The following is a 14,703-nucleotide window of genomic DNA, read 5'->3' as shown; positions in this document are numbered from 1 at the left end:
TTTTTATAGCCTCAAACAAGAAATCAACTCATTTAAACTATTCGAAACCTCTATAAACATCCACGTTCGAAATCCTCGAATTCGTTCTTTCCTCTTACATTATTTAAAACAACTAGTAAACCATTTCCTTTTATCCCTATAGGAATCTTATCTAGTCCCTTAATAACTCGTGATTAAGTCTTCGCCCTCATATCTAGGGTCTTTCTCCACTTTACCATCTTTTGTTTTGATGACTTTTAGTCTACCTAACCACTCTGCTCCGTTATATGTCTCTTCACTTACCCATACATTATGCTTTTTACCGTCTACCTCAACTACTAATGTTGGGTGTGTAAATATGAATTCCTTCTCTACATGCCTACCTACAATTTCTGCATGTAATGATGTACCTTCTTCAACTAGTTTACTATTCTGATACCCTTCGATAATAGGTAATCCAATAAATACAAAGAATATCAGCCCAAATACGGTCACTTTCTTCTTTGTACTCCATTTATTCTTTTCTTTCAATTCCTTTTGTCTTGCTTCTCTTTCTTCGCGTTCATCCAAACTCTCATTTAAAGCGTCTTCCCATGCCTTAATTTCTGCTTCGATTTCCGCTTCGACTCTTGCTAATTTTTCTAGTTGTTCATCGGTTGCTACCATCTCATATGAGTTATCTCCAACCACACGAATTTCAGCACCATTTTCTTTTACTTTTCGCAAGTCTTTTTCTGTACAATCAAACTCTCGAATAATTTCCCCTTGTGTGTTTACAAGTCTAACGTAAATGTTTTTTTTCTCCCTCTTCTTAAACATCTGAATTTCCCCCTTATTCGTTTCCTATCATAGATAACCCTATTGCAATTAAGAGAAAGAAAACGATAATAAGGAAAGTCTTCCCTTTGCTTAATTGTGTTGTACAACCTTCCAAGACAGCCCATATAAGAATTGGGAAAAGAAGAATACCTAGGAGAATATCAACCAACTTGTTGCTACTCTTCTTTAGTGTTTTTGCTTCTTCTACTATCGGTTTTAACTGAACAGCTTCTTTTCTTATTTGTTTCGGTTTCTTTTTCTTGCGTCTATGATTCACCCGATATACTCCTTTTAGAATAACTTTTTACTACCTATAAAAATACCGGAATATCCCCCTTTTCACTTCCAATTATTCATATAAGCTCTCAATTTCAATAAACCAAAAAGACCCCTTTTTCATACACTTATCATCAATTTTTTTCAATTCTTCCTTCAACCAACTTATTGTACACTCTAGTATATTATTATCGATAAAGGCATCCTCACCATTTATTTCTACTGCCTTATCAATCATTTTTGAATATACTAATAAACATGCTGCAAATTGATGTATAGAAGAATTCATAAACACTTCTTTATACGCATCACTATTATTTAGAAATACTATTTTTTCTTGTTTTTCAATTATACAAATTGGATCTCCAGAACTTGTTGTTCCTAAATACCAATATTTTCGAAACTCTTCTGGCATTTGAAATACATTTATAATAGACCTTACGAAAGACTGAGATCAAGTAAATTCTAAATACAGTGGCGGTGTTTCTGGTAAGCCTCCTATAGACAAAAATCGTTTCACTTCAGCTGAAAAGTTTTTGTTTATTAATTCTTTTTCAGGAAATGTAATGAGTGGGCCATCTTTATTAACATCCCATTTCTCTCGAAAATTCTCTGGTAGTATCATTTTTTCACCTTCTTGATGTGTTTATATCTTTTAACATTTAGTTGAGCTACTAGTTGTTTTTTTATTTTCCTCCATAAAACATACCATCCATTAAAGCTTTCCGTTATAGTAAAAATCACTCCTTAACAGGGTGCCATAGAATGTTTTATATTCATCACATGTATCGTTTTCTTATACGACTACATGTCCATAAAAATACTTTTTACCAATCTTCCATTCTTTCTTTGTTAGAACATCAATATATGACATCAACTCTCTATTTTTTTCATTTGTTATTATCGTATCGTATTGAATAGGACATTTGATTCCACTCCAAATTGATAAAATGGAAGGTATAGTAACAACATTATAAGTAGTTCTATCTCTTAAAGAACTCATAACTTCCGAAACTAACTTCTTTGCCAAATCTCCAGGAAAAGATAGTCTATTACGATAATAATATTCTTGCGTATCGTTATTTTCGATAAAAACAGAATAAGCTTCATTAAACTCTTCTAACGGTACTTCATAATACTCGTCCTCCATTCCAAGCATCCATGAAAGTTCATTTCTTATAGCTTTTTCAACAAAGGTATCTTCCCACTCTTCTAGTAACGCTAAAAGATATGGTACTACATGATATGAAAGAGTTTCACCAGCACTTACTACAAAATTATGAACTCCATCCTCTGAAGCACTTGAAAGGAATTTCAAATTATTCGTTTCTAATAAATCATCGTGAGTAGCTACTGAACAAAATAGTCTAGTGCATAAATGTAAAACAAGCTCATTTCGAGTACTATTCATAAGTTCAATTAGTAACCTCTTTACGGAGAAATCACCTAACTTTAACAATTCGTTAATTAAAATAAAGCATTCTGTCTCTGTTGCACTATCCCTTAAGCTAGACTTAAGAGTTTCAATTGTATGATTAGAAATTTCTCCATACCAAATATCTTTTTTTAAATGCTCTAATTCCATCATTCTCCCGCCTTTTATTACTGCTTACATTTATACGAACCATTTTATATGGATAATATTATTAATCATGTAACTTATTTAAAAACTCCGTAAAATGATTAGCCACAAAAAATACATGTTCTCTCGCTACTTCCTCTGCTTCCTCAGCCGTAATCCCTTCACTTTCCATCAATGTTTCCTTTTCCCATGCTCCCTCATGTTCCCAAAAGACGACAATTGGATCTTCTTCATGATTTTTATAATCAAAGCAAATTAAATTTCCTGCTGGGTCAAATGCAAATGGCACCAATGCAATCGGTAATGTGTCATTGTAGTCATTGAATACCTCAATAATATTTTCATCATCATCCATATCATAAGTTAGTAATGTACCAAAAACTTTTCTCTTCCCCTCAACTTCAAATACTTCTGGGCTAACATGTGCTCCGTTATTCTTCATTACACATTCTATATAATCTAAAGGAAAATGAATGCCCAACTCTTTTTCCACATTCTTTACATTTTCTCGCAATAAAGGCTTATCTGGTGATCTCCATTCTACTTTATTCATCTCCTACCACCCCACTGAATCTCCTCAAGTCTTTTTTTCATTTATATTTGTTCGCGCCATAAACATACTTCTATATTTCGATATATCTTTCTATGACTATCTCTCAATCGAATTATAATTCGTTATTTTATTAATATTCAATATTTTTAATGTAGTGTTCCTTACTTGTTTAAACCGCTACTGAATTTTTCCGCATATAATATATCGAATTCAGTTGGTTCTATTTTTTGTTTTACAACATTCCCTTGTTCATCATACTTTTTAAAAGTCATTTCACGTCCCGCAATATATTCAGACTCATGCTTCTTCATTCCGTTTTGAAAAAATTCAACATAGTAGCCTTCAACCGCGCTTCTATTCATATTGCTGATTCTTTTTATATTTCCATTCATATACAACTCCACATACTCTCCTTGTTTAACAACATTTTCTACATAGAAATAACATTCTATATTTCCATTCTCATAAACATCATAAGCTAAGCCAGTAAACAATTTTTCTTTACCATCATCTGCACACTCTACTATTCCTAGCCCATAAGGTCCCCCATATTCTAAACACTCTTCAAACTCAAGGCCATTCTGTATTATATACTCCTTCGTTAACACATCATTTAACATTTTCAATCCTCCTTTACAATATTAGCTAATGGTTAAGCTGTTGTAAAAGTAAGTTTTTATCGTAATATACTTCTATTTTTATTATGTAATTTCTATATACAATGAGAGGTATTTTCTAATATTTGTTTATAACGTATGCTATCCATTATAGGCCTTTAAATGTTCAAAATTCATTTACTTCTCACCATATTTCATATTTACTTTAGGGAAGTCCGCTTCACCAAATCTACAATCTGCAATATGTATTTCCTCTAAATTACAGCTTCTGAAATCGGCAAACTCAAAATCACAATCAAAAAACGATGCTCTCATACTTGTTTTGCCATAATATCCTCTGCCATCACCTCTGACAAATCAAAAAAGTAAGGTCTACATTGCTCATATCTAGCCCATCTATTATTTCATCATTGTATTGAGATCGATTTAATATTTCCCTGACTCTTATTCTATTATTCTCATTCATAACTGCATCCTTCCTATGAATACATCTATTTCCTACTCTAGCCTTCCCCTTAATTCACTCTCACCTTCAACGAACTCATATATTTCTATACAATTTGTATTATCTATTCATTCATATAACTTATCACCAGACACACTTTTCTGTTCAATCCAAACCTCATATTTACATAGTGCATCTCTTTCAGTAAATTAAAGTAATAGAAACTATCTTTAGTTTTTCCTCTTCTCTTATTTTTTCCCACAACTGTTTGCTAAGTGAACATGTTCATTAAAAATGTTGTTGTTAATTTGTTTTTCATATTTTTTTAATTCTTCATTGATTTTACTGCCAGTTTTACTTTCAAAACTTTTCTCTAATTCTGCTGCTATATCTCTTAGACTTGTTTGTAATTCATGAAATGCCCCTATGTTTTTTTGAAGAGCATATGTATCTTCTTTTATAATGTCTATTGATTTAAACCCTACTTCTGTTTTTAACATCATACGCTGCATTTCTCTTTCAATCTGTTTTTTAGCAGCTTGTAACTCCTCAACAACCTGATCTGCTAAATCTCCTGTAACACTTTCGATTTGCTTTTCTATCTTTTTAATTTCCCCCATAAAATCCATCATATAATTATCTCCTTATCTAAACTGAAAATTCCCCGCTAATTGATTATCTTTATCCCTAAGTGAATTTGCTGCATCACTAATTTCGTCCCCAAATCTACTTAAACTTTTTTGTTCTTTTCTTAAAAGATGAATTAATTCTTCTGCCATGTGTACATCGTGGAAATAGTCATTTCCACCTTCTTTCGTTTTGGCAATTCGTGAGATGGCTTCATCTATTTCGTATGCTTCTAATAGATGATATTTTCCACCTGGCCCTGTTTCATATTTTAATTGACTTTTCAACTTTCGAACCGCTTCAGCTTCTCTTCTTTGAAACTCTTCTATATTTTTTGCTATATCTGATAATCGATTACTGAGCATTTGAATTTTTTGTGCTTGTCTTATAATATCTTCAGGTTCTAATTTTAGTTGGGGACTTCCATTTGAATGAAATGCTCCTCTAAATGTATCTCTGCCGTGCCCTTCCATAGTTAAACGTGTAAAAAAACCTTCTTTTGTATCATTCTGTCTCACTGTAAATTGCTTACCAATTAGAGGTGCACCGAATTGAGTATGGTTACCAATTGGGTCATTCTCATGTGTATAATCCGTAGCTTTGTTTTCCATTTCCCCTCTATCTACTCGTTTTTTTGCTTCAGGACTTAGCAAACCATAAGGATTTGGTGCAGCCCATGTAGTTGCATAAAAATTCCGTTCCGAAGCAACATAATCAGCTTCTGCGCCTCCTTTACTATGCCCTGTAGCATGCACATAAGTTGGCTGATATGTTTCATTTACTTTATCTACCCATTCCAATCCGGTATTAAAAGATGTTGCAGAATCTGGTTTTACTGTTTGACTATTACTTGGAGTAATTACTTTAGAATGTGTTTTAATTCCAAACGTAATTTGATCGATATCTGTTTCGAAATCTGCTAATTGCTTAGGCTCTGTTCCACGAAATGCAAATACTATAGTTTCATAGTGAGTTTTATTCTCTTCATAATCATTTTTCGGCACCACTGCAATAGCTTGTAACCCATTTTTCACTTTTTGACAATCTGCATCTATTGATTCTATAACTACCCATCTTTTATTATGTCCTTTTATTTCTGCTCCTTTATGTAAAGTTCGATCATCATAAACGGCATCTGATAAATCGAAATAATCTTCCTCTGTCGCAATTGCATTCTTTTTAAATTCACTCATATGTTTCAACTCATTTCATGGTATATTTTAACTATATTGAAATATAAGGGGATCTTTTATGAAGAAAAAATTGGTAATTATTTTATCCATTATTTGTATTATAGCAGGAGGGTATTTTACAATGAAATACTTAAAACAAAAAGAAATAGAAGAAAAGTTTTGGAAAGCACAAGAAGTACGGGTAGAAAAGTATATTCATTATAATATTCAAGATGTGAAATCTATTACATTTACAGAACGTGAAACTAGTCCTATGGGCATTCCTAGACTAAAAGGGTATATAAATAATAACCAACAATTAGATTTTGTAGCTCGTATTAGTACTACAGAAAATTTCGAAGATAAATTTGATTGTTCTGCGGAATTAGGAAAACTTATAAAGGACCCTGAAAAATCCGTATCCGAAATTGAAAAGGAAGAGAAAGAAAAGAAATAAGAATAGTCTCTGCACTACTCTTGTCTTCCCTATCCCATTTTAAAAAGAATGTAATGGTAAGTTTTTTATAAGGGGAATTTCTAATGAAGAAAGTAGTTATTTTGATTGTATCTGCTTTGGTGCTCATAGCAGGAGGATTTTTTACTTTGGAATACTTAAAACATAAAGAAGAAGAGGAAAAATTTTGGAAAGCACAAGAAGCACGTGTAGAAAAGTATATTCGTTATAATATTCAGGATGTAAAATCTATTACATTTATAGAACATAAAATAAGTCCAATGGGAATTCCTTCTATAGAAGGATATATAAATGATGATAAAAATCTATGGTTTGATGCTAGTATCAGTACTACAGAAAACTTCGAAGATAAATTTTCACGTTCTGGAGAACTGGGAAAACTTATAAAAGACCCTGAAAATTCCGTTTCCGAAATCGAAAAGAAAGAAAAGAAAAAAATCCAAGAGTAGTCTTTACGATTACTCTTTTGTTCTCCTATAAAAAATAAAACAAAAGTTGGTTATTTGTAATATAGTAATAACCATTTAACTATCTATAAGATAAATTTTTTTATTTTTGATAACCGTATGCCTATTAATCTCTTTATTTTAGTCTTATTCCTTTTCCAACCTTTATTATCTCTCATCTATCTTACGTTTTATGTATGCAGCGATTTCTATTCTCTTGTTTAGCTATGTCTCTTACCTTTGCAGAAACATGAACTATTCAACCGAAGATTTATAATCACTCTTTACATTTTTCAATTCTTCTATTACATTGTTCATTCTTATCGATAAATCTTTTATTTCCTCTACTGTTAATTCACCTTCTGCCTCTTGAAGGTTAAACATACTTAGCCTCTTTGTTATACCTTTAATACGCCCAATAAAAACTATATGATGATCGACTGCTATTTCGCCTATGGCAGTATCAACGATAACATCTTCAATCTTTCCTAAATTATCAAATTCATCCGCTAGTTTTGCTATAGCATATCGATACCCTCTCTCTTCATCTAATAACTCTTCATACGCCTCCCGAATTGCATGAAATAATTCATTATACTCCCAATCTTTCATACATCCTCCCTCAAAAAAATCCCCACGCTTATGTGAAAATACTCTTTCAACACAAATATGAGGACTTCCTTATTTCATTTCTATACTTTATACATTTTATTCGTTAGAATCTTCGTATTTCAATTTATATACTCTATCTCTTTTCTCATCACTTTTGACAAAAATAAGCTTTTCTTCTTTAACAAAACCTTCTAATAGTAAGCATACTTGCCCATATGCTTTAGGCTTATTCGTTGTGAATCTTTCATCTGATATTTTACCAGCTCGTATTAATTGTTCGCATAACTCAAGTGCACTTATTTCTTCAGAATTAATTAATTCTAAAATATCCTTTTGTAAGGGCGATAAAGGTACGGGAATCTCAGCTACCTCCACCTTTTCTGGTTTGTTTTCTTCTTCAAATAAATCTTCGAATGAAATTTGATTCATACTTCTTTTCCTTTCTAACGATTGATTTGTATAACATGAACTGAATCCTATAGCGTATGTATTATTATGTATTACTTACCTTTTTTCATAAATCTCAAACTCATGTACATCGTTTCATATAGTATATTTCGATTATACCAAATATATGTTCTGTTTTCTATTGTAGAATTCGTTATAAGAGGAATGAAAGTAATTATGAACATTTTCTCGTTGTTAATTGTATACTCTCTGTAAAAAAATAGAAATAAGATTTATAAATTTGTATAATAAAATAGTACGAGTAAAATTTTATTATAGAAAGGTTCTGGTAACATGTTAGGTATTCATGTCGAAAAAACAAAAGATGAACTAATTATTTCATGGCAATTCTCTAAAATCCATATTCCATTATGTGAAATCACTGAGGTAACAGAAGATAATACATATGCTGGTGTTGAAGAAAAAAGCGTAATCCGAATTGGAACAGCATATGGTACAACTGATCGTATTTTAATTAAGACAGTAAAGCAAAATTATTTATTATTCACTACTAATAGAGTAACCATTTTAAACAAAATAAAAGCTTAATTGTTTTTCTTCCTATATTTAAACGTTAAACACTTTCATTCTATTATAGGAAACGCTACAAAAGGTTCGTTGATTACTCCTGCTCCTAATTCGGAAGCATATGGTGAAACTATATAACACAAACACCCTAGCTCTTCGCTAGGGTATTCTTAGTTTTATCTATAATACAGTATTTCTACAATTCTTATTTATTTTTATGAACTCCTTGTAATTGACTAAGAACCTCATTGGCAGTCCTCTCAAATCTTTTAGGGTTATCAGCAATAATTTCATTAAGTAAATTAATTATCGTTAGTTGTATATCATGATTCATTCCTACAAGTACTTTAGCATACTCACTTCTATATAAATCATTATTTAAAATTCTTATGTTTAGTAGCATTGCCCACTCTTTTGCACTCTCAACCATTTTTGGTAAAGCTTTAGGCATCTCTGTTAGATATTTTCCCATTTCAAAATCTTCAATAAAATGAACTAGACCAAACATAACTTCTTCCTCTTGTGTTTCATCCTCAAATACTATACACAACTCTTTAATAAGCTTCTCATCATCACAATCTGCTAAGTTTTCTAATACACTGTCAAACTCTTCACATTCCGATTGATTTTTTAAAAATCTACAACTATATAATCTCTTGATCTCAGATTTGCTGTCCATATAAATTTCTCCTTTTAAATGAATTGGATAATTAAATTAATATGATCATTAGTTTTCAACTTTTCTATTACATCAATATATGGCTTCCATCTCAAGTGTACATTTTTAAATATTCAGCAATTTCTACTTCTCCTCTTTCAATAGCAAATTCGTAAGCTCCCAGCTCTTTCATAGTATCCCCTGTATACTTTACAGTACTATCAATACCATTCTGAACAAGATACTTTACAATATTAAGATGCCCACCATAAATCGCTGAGAATAGAGGATTTCTATTTGGATCACTAACATCTAATATTGCACCATTATCAAATAAGTACTCTACAATACCAATTTCACCTTCACTAGCTGCATGTGCAATAGGCGCTGACTTTGGTACACCTTCATTAAGGTTAATATCCATACCAGATTCAACAAGAAATTTTATCATATCCAGTTCACCAGCTCTAGCCGCAGCATGTAGCCACGTTCCATAAGGCGTTACAAAATCAAGCAAACTTTTATCAGTAATAATGATCTCTTTCGCTTGTTCTATACCCCCTTTTTTAATGAAATCATAGATTTTTATCGCTTTTCCCTTACTTTCCATAGAATCCCCCTGCACTATTTTCATCTAGATTAAACAGTTAGACATTGACTACGATACATTTAGCTAAGTGCTGCTGAGAGAGCAGATTTAAGCATAGTATCAAAATCGCAAAAAGTTTCCATATGCTCGCCTGAAGGCTTGTCTAGTTCAACAAATTTCTTTTTGGAAACATTATAACAATACCAAGCTATATCTGAATCTCCGAAAAAAATCAGTTCATCTTCTTCTTTAATTGATTCCCATATTTCATTAGCATCAAAAAAACTATCTACCTGATTTATTGGCTTAAAATCTAAAAAACTTTGGTCAATCCCATATATTATTAATCCATTAAATTCAATTCCATTAACTGTTTTTAAAAATTCACAGTACTGCTGTGGCAGGACATCTTCACCAAATTTTTCTACTACAGATTTACGAAATTTTGATAACTCCTTTTCGTTGATAGGTAAATTGAATTTTCGATTTCGTTTCTCTCTTATTTTGGATATATGACTAATCTTCTCTCTCCACATAACTTCACCTTCTAATAAATATTCAATCCTTTTTTAGGCTAGAATTACACAAAGTAATCCTCAATAGTACGCCCCATTACAAGGATTGGTTTCAAATTGCCCATTGCTTTTGGCGTGCTATTCAAATATTTTCCGAAGCCACTCTAGCTAGTATTAACCATATAATTTATCTAGATTGATATTTTAATGAAACATATTAAAGCGATTTTCATGATCCTACATGCAAACTTTCGAGTTATTTTATAATTAAAGTATTAAATAACCTCTTTACAAATCAAATCAACTTTTTCAAAATATTGTTGTGGCTGTTTCTCACTTATTTCTTTCAAAATTTTAATAACGCCTTCTTTATTTGTAGTTTTAGCCTTCTTCAATACATTAATAAATGGAATAATAAAATCATCTGAAGCTAGAAGACTTCTATAGAATCTTTTAGCACAATATTTAGCTTGTGGCAAAACAATGCTTATCCCTTCAATCAGTTTACTTAAACCATCTTCAACTCCATTTTTTTCGATTATATAAAAAATCGATTCAATTAAATCACCAACAATCGAAGGTTCATCTATTTCATCATGAAATACACTGCACAAATCAATAATTACTTTATTATCTGCCGTTTGCAATATTTCATTTAAGATTTCTTCAAATAGCTCAATGCTATCATCTTCATGATCCAGAAAACGTATTCTTTTTAAAATAAATATCTTTTTTCTAATGACATTTATTTCCCTCCATACTTTGAGTAGAGTTTATTGAAGAGTTTCAAAAAATTTATAGTTTAATAAAAGAATTAATTTCTAGAATACAAATCTATCTTTAGTTATTAATTCAAATAGGTTGGTAATTGATTTAACCATTCTTCAAAATTATCCGCTTCCTTAGTTACACCATGTTCTTCATGAAAATAAAAGTAAACTCCCGTTCGCTGGCCCTCTTTTGAATGAAGACAAAAGTAATCTCCATTACCTATACTATAAAAAGGGATTAGTTCGTTTTTCCAAAAACCTTCTTTCATTTCATAATCATAAATAAATTCAATAGTATCATTTCCGTTCGTCTTACCACTAGAAACATTTAAAATATCCCCTGGAAATACATATTCAGACATTAGTTCAATAAAGCATTTAAATTCTTTAGGAAATTGACATCCAAATTTTTTCTCCAGTTCCCTCCAATCATTATCTGAAGGGGAATCTAAATCCTCTAATTCTTTATCTAACATACTGTCTAATAAGTTTGCAATTTCATCTTTTCCCACAAACTATCCCCCCTTATACTAGAAAAAAGGCTGAATTCTATTTTATTTACAAGTATTCTCTCGATTAAAGTCAAATGCTACTGAATATGTGTTTTAAAATCTTCTATTGACGTTGGGCGTATCATTGGATTATTTTCTATTTCTTATTCATCATTTTTCTCATCAGATTCCCATACTAATTTAAAACGAAACCCTTTCAATCCACTATTTGTAACTCTTTCTTTAAAAGCATCTGATACAAATATTTCTACAGATGTAATAGGGAAATCTCCTAATGAATGTTGCGTGTTACTATTACGAAATATATGCTGATTTTCTACTTTTTCTGGGATAAAGATAAACTCATCATAACCACCGTATTTAGTAGGAACTGATTTTTTATGATCCACACACTCAAAAATATTCGTTACATTTACAGCATAACAACTATATGTCTCATGTAATAGCGGCAAACACTCTACTTGATTCTCTATTAAATCATTTAAAATATGTATAGCTTTTTTTGTAAAAATAGGTGGGGTAGGAAATGACTCTCCTTCAAAACTTAATAAATCGGCTTTTTCCATATGTTTATATGTCTTCATTTGAATAGGTTTCCATGTACTAAGCATAGGTGTACCATTAAATCCATCATCAAATACTTCTTGTCCACTTTCATTATAAGTAGTTACTTCATCATTACCTAATAGATTTGTTAGTTGCCATATATTCATAATAGCTCTCCTTATTCTCAAGCATTACAAGAATTATATTTTGCTTTTTATAAAACTTCTCCCTTATTTTATCACTTCTTGTTTTTCCTCTATCACTATCTGTTAGTTAATTCTTTGGCGATTGTTTCAGCTTTATGTAATTCTTCTAATAATGTATGTGGATAATCATTGTGACTGTCCATATATGCACGTACGCCCCCCACAATGGTTATTCCCTTAATATCCTCGTTATTCTCTAATATTTCTAACGCTTTCTTATATCTTTTATATATTAATTGTAAAATACCACTATTAATATCTTTCACATAGTCTTTCTCCAACTTATGTATCACGACTTTTACTTGTTGAATTAACTGCCTGTTCTTGTTCACTATGTCCTCCTATTTAATTATCATAAATTTTATTTCTATTTTTCACCACTCCAACAATGGCCTTTCCTCAACTATTACTTGTATCTAGTTCTATACATATATTCCTTAGTAACATTTCGTTTACCAACCAGCATGTTACTAAGAAAAGACCCTCTTTTGAAAAAACGAATCAAAAGAGAGCCTTTCTTTATGACTTTATTTCCTATCCATATCTTCTGTCTAAAAGACTATTTAATAATTATGCATTTCTACGTTTCATAAATAATATTGCTCCAAGAGTTAATAACAAAAGACCGGCTCCGACTGAGAACCACGTAAAGTACATATTTCCACCTGTAGCTGGTAATGTTCCTGCTTTTGATGTTTTTCCTGTTTTAGGTTGCTCCGATTGCGGTTTTTCTGACTGTGGCTTTTCTGGCTGTGGTTTTCCTAATTTTTTCTCTTTAAACTTCACCGTATGGCCTGCATCTTCAATGTCAACATTGATTGCTACTAAAATATCATCTTGATATAGCTCTTCAAATACTACTACTTCTTTACCTTGTAGTTTAGAAGCATTAAATGTGAAATCAAGTGTGATAGAACCATTCTTCTCTTTTGCAGTAAATTTAGATTCTACTGCTACTTCTTTACCGTCAACTAGTAAAAGTTTCTTTGTTGCTTTATCCATTAGTTTACCTTTTGCTACATATTCTTTTCCTACGATTAAGTCTTTGTATTCCACTTTATCTTGGATCGTGACAGATTCGTTTGCATGTATCTCTTTTCCACCATCTGCTTTGTTTGTTGCTGTTGTTTTGATTGTTGGTTCTACGAATCGAACTGTTTGCCCTACATCGTTAATGTCAGATTGAACTGCCACTAAAACACCGTCTTGATATACCTCTTCAAACACTACTACTTCTCTTCCTTGCTGCTCTGCACCAACGAAAGGAAAGTCTAGTGTTACAAAACCATTCTTTTCTTTTGCTATAAACTTAGTCTCAGCTGTTACTTCCTTTCCATCTATTAATAATGGTTTGTTCATAACCTTGTTCATTAATTTACCTTTTACAACATATTCTTTTCCTACGATCAAGTCCTTATATTCCACTTTATTTTGGATCGTGATGGAATCTTTTGCATGCATCTCTTTTCCACCGTCTGCTTTGTTTGTCGCTGTTGTCTTGATTGTTGGTTCTACAAATCGAACCGTTTGCCCCACATCGTTAATGTCAGATTGAATCGCCACTAATACACCGTCTTGATATACCTCTTCAAACACTACCACTTCTCTTCCTTGCTGCTCTGCACCAACGAAAGGAAAGTCTAATGTTACAAAACTGTTCGTTTCTTTTGCTGTAAACTTAGTCTCAGCTGTTACTTCCTTTCCATCTATTAATAATGGTTTGTTCGTAACTTTGTTCATTAGTTTACCTTTTACAACATATTCTTTCCCTACGATTAAATCTTTGTATTCCACTTTATCTTGAATCGTGATGGAATCTTTTGCATGCATCTCTTTTCCACCATCCGCTTTGTTTGTTGCTGTTGTCTTTATTGTTGGTTCTACGAATCGAACCGTTTGCCCTACATCATTAATGTCAGCATGAGTTGCCACTAAAACACCATTTTCATATAGTTCTTCAAACACTACCACTTCTCTTCCTTGTTGTTCTGCACCAACGAAAGGAAAGTCTAATGTTACAAAACCATTCGTTTCTTTTGCTGTAAACTTAGTCTCAGCTGTTACTTCTTTTCCTTCAATTAATAATGGCTTATTTATAACTTTATTCATTAGTTTACCTTTTACAGTGTACTCTTTACCAACAACTAAGTTAGTGTACTCTACTTTGTCTTGGATCGTGATAGACTCCTTTGCATGCATCTCTTTTCCGCCATCAGCTTTGTTTGTTGCTGTTGTTTTCAATGATGGAATCTTTTCAATTTCTGCGCTAGCCTTTGGTAACATTAAGTTAAAGAAAAGAGATATGACAGAGAGTAAAGCTAGAATCCTA

19 protein-coding genes and 4 pseudogenes are annotated in these 14,703 nt (G+C 31.7%); 3 read left to right on the top strand and 20 right to left on the bottom strand.

Going from position 1 to position 14,703, the window contains the following annotated elements; genetic code table 11:
* Positions 1 to 6 precede the first annotated feature (6 nt).
* From AC3WTA_RS19435 to AC3WTA_RS19390, 10 genes and pseudogenes are all read right to left on the bottom strand, one after another.
* Positions 7 to 155, bottom strand: a pseudogene (locus AC3WTA_RS19435) (SecY-interacting protein Syd); the annotation flags it as partial.
* Positions 156 to 159: 4 nt separating this feature from the next.
* Positions 160 to 798: a hypothetical protein gene (locus tag AC3WTA_RS19430; RefSeq protein WP_000474007.1), complete on the bottom strand. Its 639-nt coding sequence runs from the start codon at positions 796 to 798 to the stop codon at positions 160 to 162.
* Positions 799 to 811: 13 nt separating this feature from the next.
* Complete coding sequence (locus tag AC3WTA_RS19425) at positions 812 to 1,075, bottom strand: hypothetical protein (protein ID WP_001016549.1); 264 nt, start codon at positions 1,073 to 1,075, stop codon at positions 812 to 814.
* 72 nt (positions 1,076 to 1,147) lie between these two features.
* Positions 1,148 to 1,699: pseudogene (locus AC3WTA_RS19420) on the bottom strand (SUKH-4 family immunity protein).
* A 171-nt stretch (positions 1,700 to 1,870) separates the two neighbouring features.
* On the bottom strand, positions 1,871 to 2,659 hold the full coding sequence (gene imm47, locus AC3WTA_RS19415) for an Imm47 family immunity protein (RefSeq protein WP_000418150.1): 789 nt from the start codon (positions 2,657 to 2,659) through the stop codon (positions 1,871 to 1,873).
* A 61-nt stretch (positions 2,660 to 2,720) separates the two neighbouring features.
* A complete protein-coding gene (locus tag AC3WTA_RS19410; protein WP_001044974.1) occupies positions 2,721 to 3,209 on the bottom strand; it encodes an SMI1/KNR4 family protein in 489 nt (162 codons plus the stop codon).
* 161 nt (positions 3,210 to 3,370) lie between these two features.
* Positions 3,371 to 3,829, bottom strand: a complete 459-nt coding sequence (locus AC3WTA_RS19405; protein WP_098653482.1) for a toxin-antitoxin system YwqK family antitoxin — start codon at positions 3,827 to 3,829, stop codon at positions 3,371 to 3,373.
* Between the two features lie 180 nt (positions 3,830 to 4,009).
* Positions 4,010 to 4,292 (bottom strand): annotated as a pseudogene (locus AC3WTA_RS19400) (pentapeptide repeat-containing protein); the annotation flags it as partial.
* 227 nt (positions 4,293 to 4,519) lie between these two features.
* The gene (locus AC3WTA_RS19395; protein WP_000968638.1) at positions 4,520 to 4,903 is read right to left on the bottom strand and encodes a hypothetical protein; all 384 of its coding nucleotides are present in this window, start codon (positions 4,901 to 4,903) and stop codon (positions 4,520 to 4,522) included.
* 12 nt (positions 4,904 to 4,915) lie between these two features.
* A complete protein-coding gene (locus tag AC3WTA_RS19390; RefSeq protein WP_098653481.1) occupies positions 4,916 to 6,091 on the bottom strand; it encodes a coiled-coil domain-containing protein in 1,176 nt (391 codons plus the stop codon).
* Positions 6,092 to 6,149: 58 nt separating this feature from the next.
* On the opposite strand from AC3WTA_RS19390, the gene AC3WTA_RS19385 reads away from it, so the two are divergent.
* Together AC3WTA_RS19385 and AC3WTA_RS19380 are read left to right on the top strand one after the other, a co-directional pair.
* A complete protein-coding gene (locus AC3WTA_RS19385; RefSeq protein WP_000728340.1) occupies positions 6,150 to 6,527 on the top strand; it encodes a DUF1433 domain-containing protein in 378 nt (125 codons plus the stop codon).
* An 83-nt stretch (positions 6,528 to 6,610) separates the two neighbouring features.
* Positions 6,611 to 6,994: a DUF1433 domain-containing protein gene (locus AC3WTA_RS19380; protein ID WP_000758188.1), complete on the top strand. Its 384-nt coding sequence runs from the start codon at positions 6,611 to 6,613 to the stop codon at positions 6,992 to 6,994.
* A gap of 252 nt (positions 6,995 to 7,246) precedes the next feature.
* On the opposite strand, the gene AC3WTA_RS19375 is transcribed toward AC3WTA_RS19380, so the two are convergent.
* Together AC3WTA_RS19375 and AC3WTA_RS19370 are read right to left on the bottom strand one after the other, a co-directional pair.
* Positions 7,247 to 7,603 (bottom strand): Imm3 family immunity protein, encoded by a 357-nt coding sequence (locus AC3WTA_RS19375; RefSeq protein WP_000656081.1) that lies wholly within the window; start codon positions 7,601 to 7,603, stop codon positions 7,247 to 7,249.
* Between the two features lie 96 nt (positions 7,604 to 7,699).
* Positions 7,700 to 8,032 (bottom strand): DUF3895 domain-containing protein, encoded by a 333-nt coding sequence (locus AC3WTA_RS19370; RefSeq protein WP_001071918.1) that lies wholly within the window; start codon positions 8,030 to 8,032, stop codon positions 7,700 to 7,702.
* A 312-nt stretch (positions 8,033 to 8,344) separates the two neighbouring features.
* Between AC3WTA_RS19370 and AC3WTA_RS19365 the strand changes: the two genes are divergently transcribed.
* Complete coding sequence (locus tag AC3WTA_RS19365) at positions 8,345 to 8,599, top strand: SunI/YnzG family protein (RefSeq protein WP_000900623.1); 255 nt, start codon at positions 8,345 to 8,347, stop codon at positions 8,597 to 8,599.
* Between the two features lie 184 nt (positions 8,600 to 8,783).
* Here AC3WTA_RS19365 and AC3WTA_RS19360 read toward each other — a convergent pair whose 3' ends face one another.
* The 8 genes and pseudogenes from AC3WTA_RS19360 to AC3WTA_RS19325 form a co-directional block, all read right to left on the bottom strand.
* Complete coding sequence (locus AC3WTA_RS19360) at positions 8,784 to 9,257, bottom strand: Imm30 family immunity protein (RefSeq protein ID WP_000377534.1); 474 nt, start codon at positions 9,255 to 9,257, stop codon at positions 8,784 to 8,786.
* Between the two features lie 91 nt (positions 9,258 to 9,348).
* Positions 9,349 to 9,846, bottom strand: a complete 498-nt coding sequence (locus AC3WTA_RS19355) for an ankyrin repeat domain-containing protein (RefSeq protein ID WP_000444064.1) — start codon at positions 9,844 to 9,846, stop codon at positions 9,349 to 9,351.
* Positions 9,847 to 9,905: 59 nt separating this feature from the next.
* The gene (locus AC3WTA_RS19350; protein WP_000267971.1) at positions 9,906 to 10,361 is read right to left on the bottom strand and encodes a YrhA family protein; all 456 of its coding nucleotides are present in this window, start codon (positions 10,359 to 10,361) and stop codon (positions 9,906 to 9,908) included.
* Positions 10,362 to 10,615: 254 nt separating this feature from the next.
* The gene (locus AC3WTA_RS19345; protein ID WP_050552142.1) at positions 10,616 to 11,041 is read right to left on the bottom strand and encodes an Imm30 family immunity protein; all 426 of its coding nucleotides are present in this window, start codon (positions 11,039 to 11,041) and stop codon (positions 10,616 to 10,618) included.
* 146 nt (positions 11,042 to 11,187) lie between these two features.
* Positions 11,188 to 11,622 carry an SMI1/KNR4 family protein gene (locus AC3WTA_RS19340; protein ID WP_000513841.1) on the bottom strand — a complete coding sequence of 145 codons (435 nt, stop codon included), beginning with the start codon at positions 11,620 to 11,622 and terminating at the stop codon, positions 11,188 to 11,190.
* Between the two features lie 143 nt (positions 11,623 to 11,765).
* Positions 11,766 to 12,335, bottom strand: coding sequence for an imm11 family protein (locus AC3WTA_RS19335; RefSeq protein WP_001028688.1), 570 nt, complete (start codon positions 12,333 to 12,335; stop codon positions 11,766 to 11,768).
* Between the two features lie 95 nt (positions 12,336 to 12,430).
* Positions 12,431 to 12,706 (bottom strand): hypothetical protein, encoded by a 276-nt coding sequence (locus AC3WTA_RS19330; RefSeq protein ID WP_001039210.1) that lies wholly within the window; start codon positions 12,704 to 12,706, stop codon positions 12,431 to 12,433.
* 238 nt (positions 12,707 to 12,944) lie between these two features.
* Positions 12,945 to 14,621 (bottom strand): annotated as a pseudogene (locus tag AC3WTA_RS19325) (VaFE repeat-containing surface-anchored protein); the annotation flags it as partial.
* Between the last annotated feature and the right edge of the window lie 82 nt (positions 14,622 to 14,703).

The sequence above is a fragment of the Bacillus sp. EB106-07-01-XG149 genome (assembly GCF_058791555.1).
The sequence above is the reverse complement of the archived record's forward strand: the minus strand, read 5'-3'. Positions and strand labels throughout refer to the sequence as shown.

What these genes read in the sequence shown, in the direction of transcription:
- AC3WTA_RS19430 (WP_000474007.1), bottom strand. Translation starts at nt 798, where the DNA reads ATGTTTAAGAAGAGGGAGAAAAAAAACATTTACGTTAGACTTGTAAAC.
- imm47 (WP_000418150.1), bottom strand. Translation starts at nt 2,659, where the DNA reads ATGGAATTAGAGCATTTAAAAAAAGATATTTGGTATGGAGAAATTTCT.
- AC3WTA_RS19410 (WP_001044974.1), bottom strand. Translation starts at nt 3,209, where the DNA reads ATGAATAAAGTAGAATGGAGATCACCAGATAAGCCTTTATTGCGAGAA.
- AC3WTA_RS19405 (WP_098653482.1), bottom strand. Translation starts at nt 3,829, where the DNA reads ATGTTAAATGATGTGTTAACGAAGGAGTATATAATACAGAATGGCCTT.
- AC3WTA_RS19395 (WP_000968638.1), bottom strand. Translation starts at nt 4,903, where the DNA reads ATGATGGATTTTATGGGGGAAATTAAAAAGATAGAAAAGCAAATCGAA.
- AC3WTA_RS19390 (WP_098653481.1), bottom strand. Translation starts at nt 6,091, where the DNA reads ATGAGTGAATTTAAAAAGAATGCAATTGCGACAGAGGAAGATTATTTC.
- AC3WTA_RS19385 (WP_000728340.1), top strand. Translation starts at nt 6,150, where the DNA reads ATGAAGAAAAAATTGGTAATTATTTTATCCATTATTTGTATTATAGCA.
- AC3WTA_RS19380 (WP_000758188.1), top strand. Translation starts at nt 6,611, where the DNA reads ATGAAGAAAGTAGTTATTTTGATTGTATCTGCTTTGGTGCTCATAGCA.
- AC3WTA_RS19375 (WP_000656081.1), bottom strand. Translation starts at nt 7,603, where the DNA reads ATGAAAGATTGGGAGTATAATGAATTATTTCATGCAATTCGGGAGGCG.
- AC3WTA_RS19370 (WP_001071918.1), bottom strand. Translation starts at nt 8,032, where the DNA reads ATGAATCAAATTTCATTCGAAGATTTATTTGAAGAAGAAAACAAACCA.
- AC3WTA_RS19365 (WP_000900623.1), top strand. Translation starts at nt 8,345, where the DNA reads ATGTTAGGTATTCATGTCGAAAAAACAAAAGATGAACTAATTATTTCA.
- AC3WTA_RS19360 (WP_000377534.1), bottom strand. Translation starts at nt 9,257, where the DNA reads ATGGACAGCAAATCTGAGATCAAGAGATTATATAGTTGTAGATTTTTA.
- AC3WTA_RS19355 (WP_000444064.1), bottom strand. Translation starts at nt 9,846, where the DNA reads ATGGAAAGTAAGGGAAAAGCGATAAAAATCTATGATTTCATTAAAAAA.
- AC3WTA_RS19350 (WP_000267971.1), bottom strand. Translation starts at nt 10,361, where the DNA reads ATGTGGAGAGAGAAGATTAGTCATATATCCAAAATAAGAGAGAAACGA.
- AC3WTA_RS19335 (WP_001028688.1), bottom strand. Translation starts at nt 12,335, where the DNA reads ATGAATATATGGCAACTAACAAATCTATTAGGTAATGATGAAGTAACT.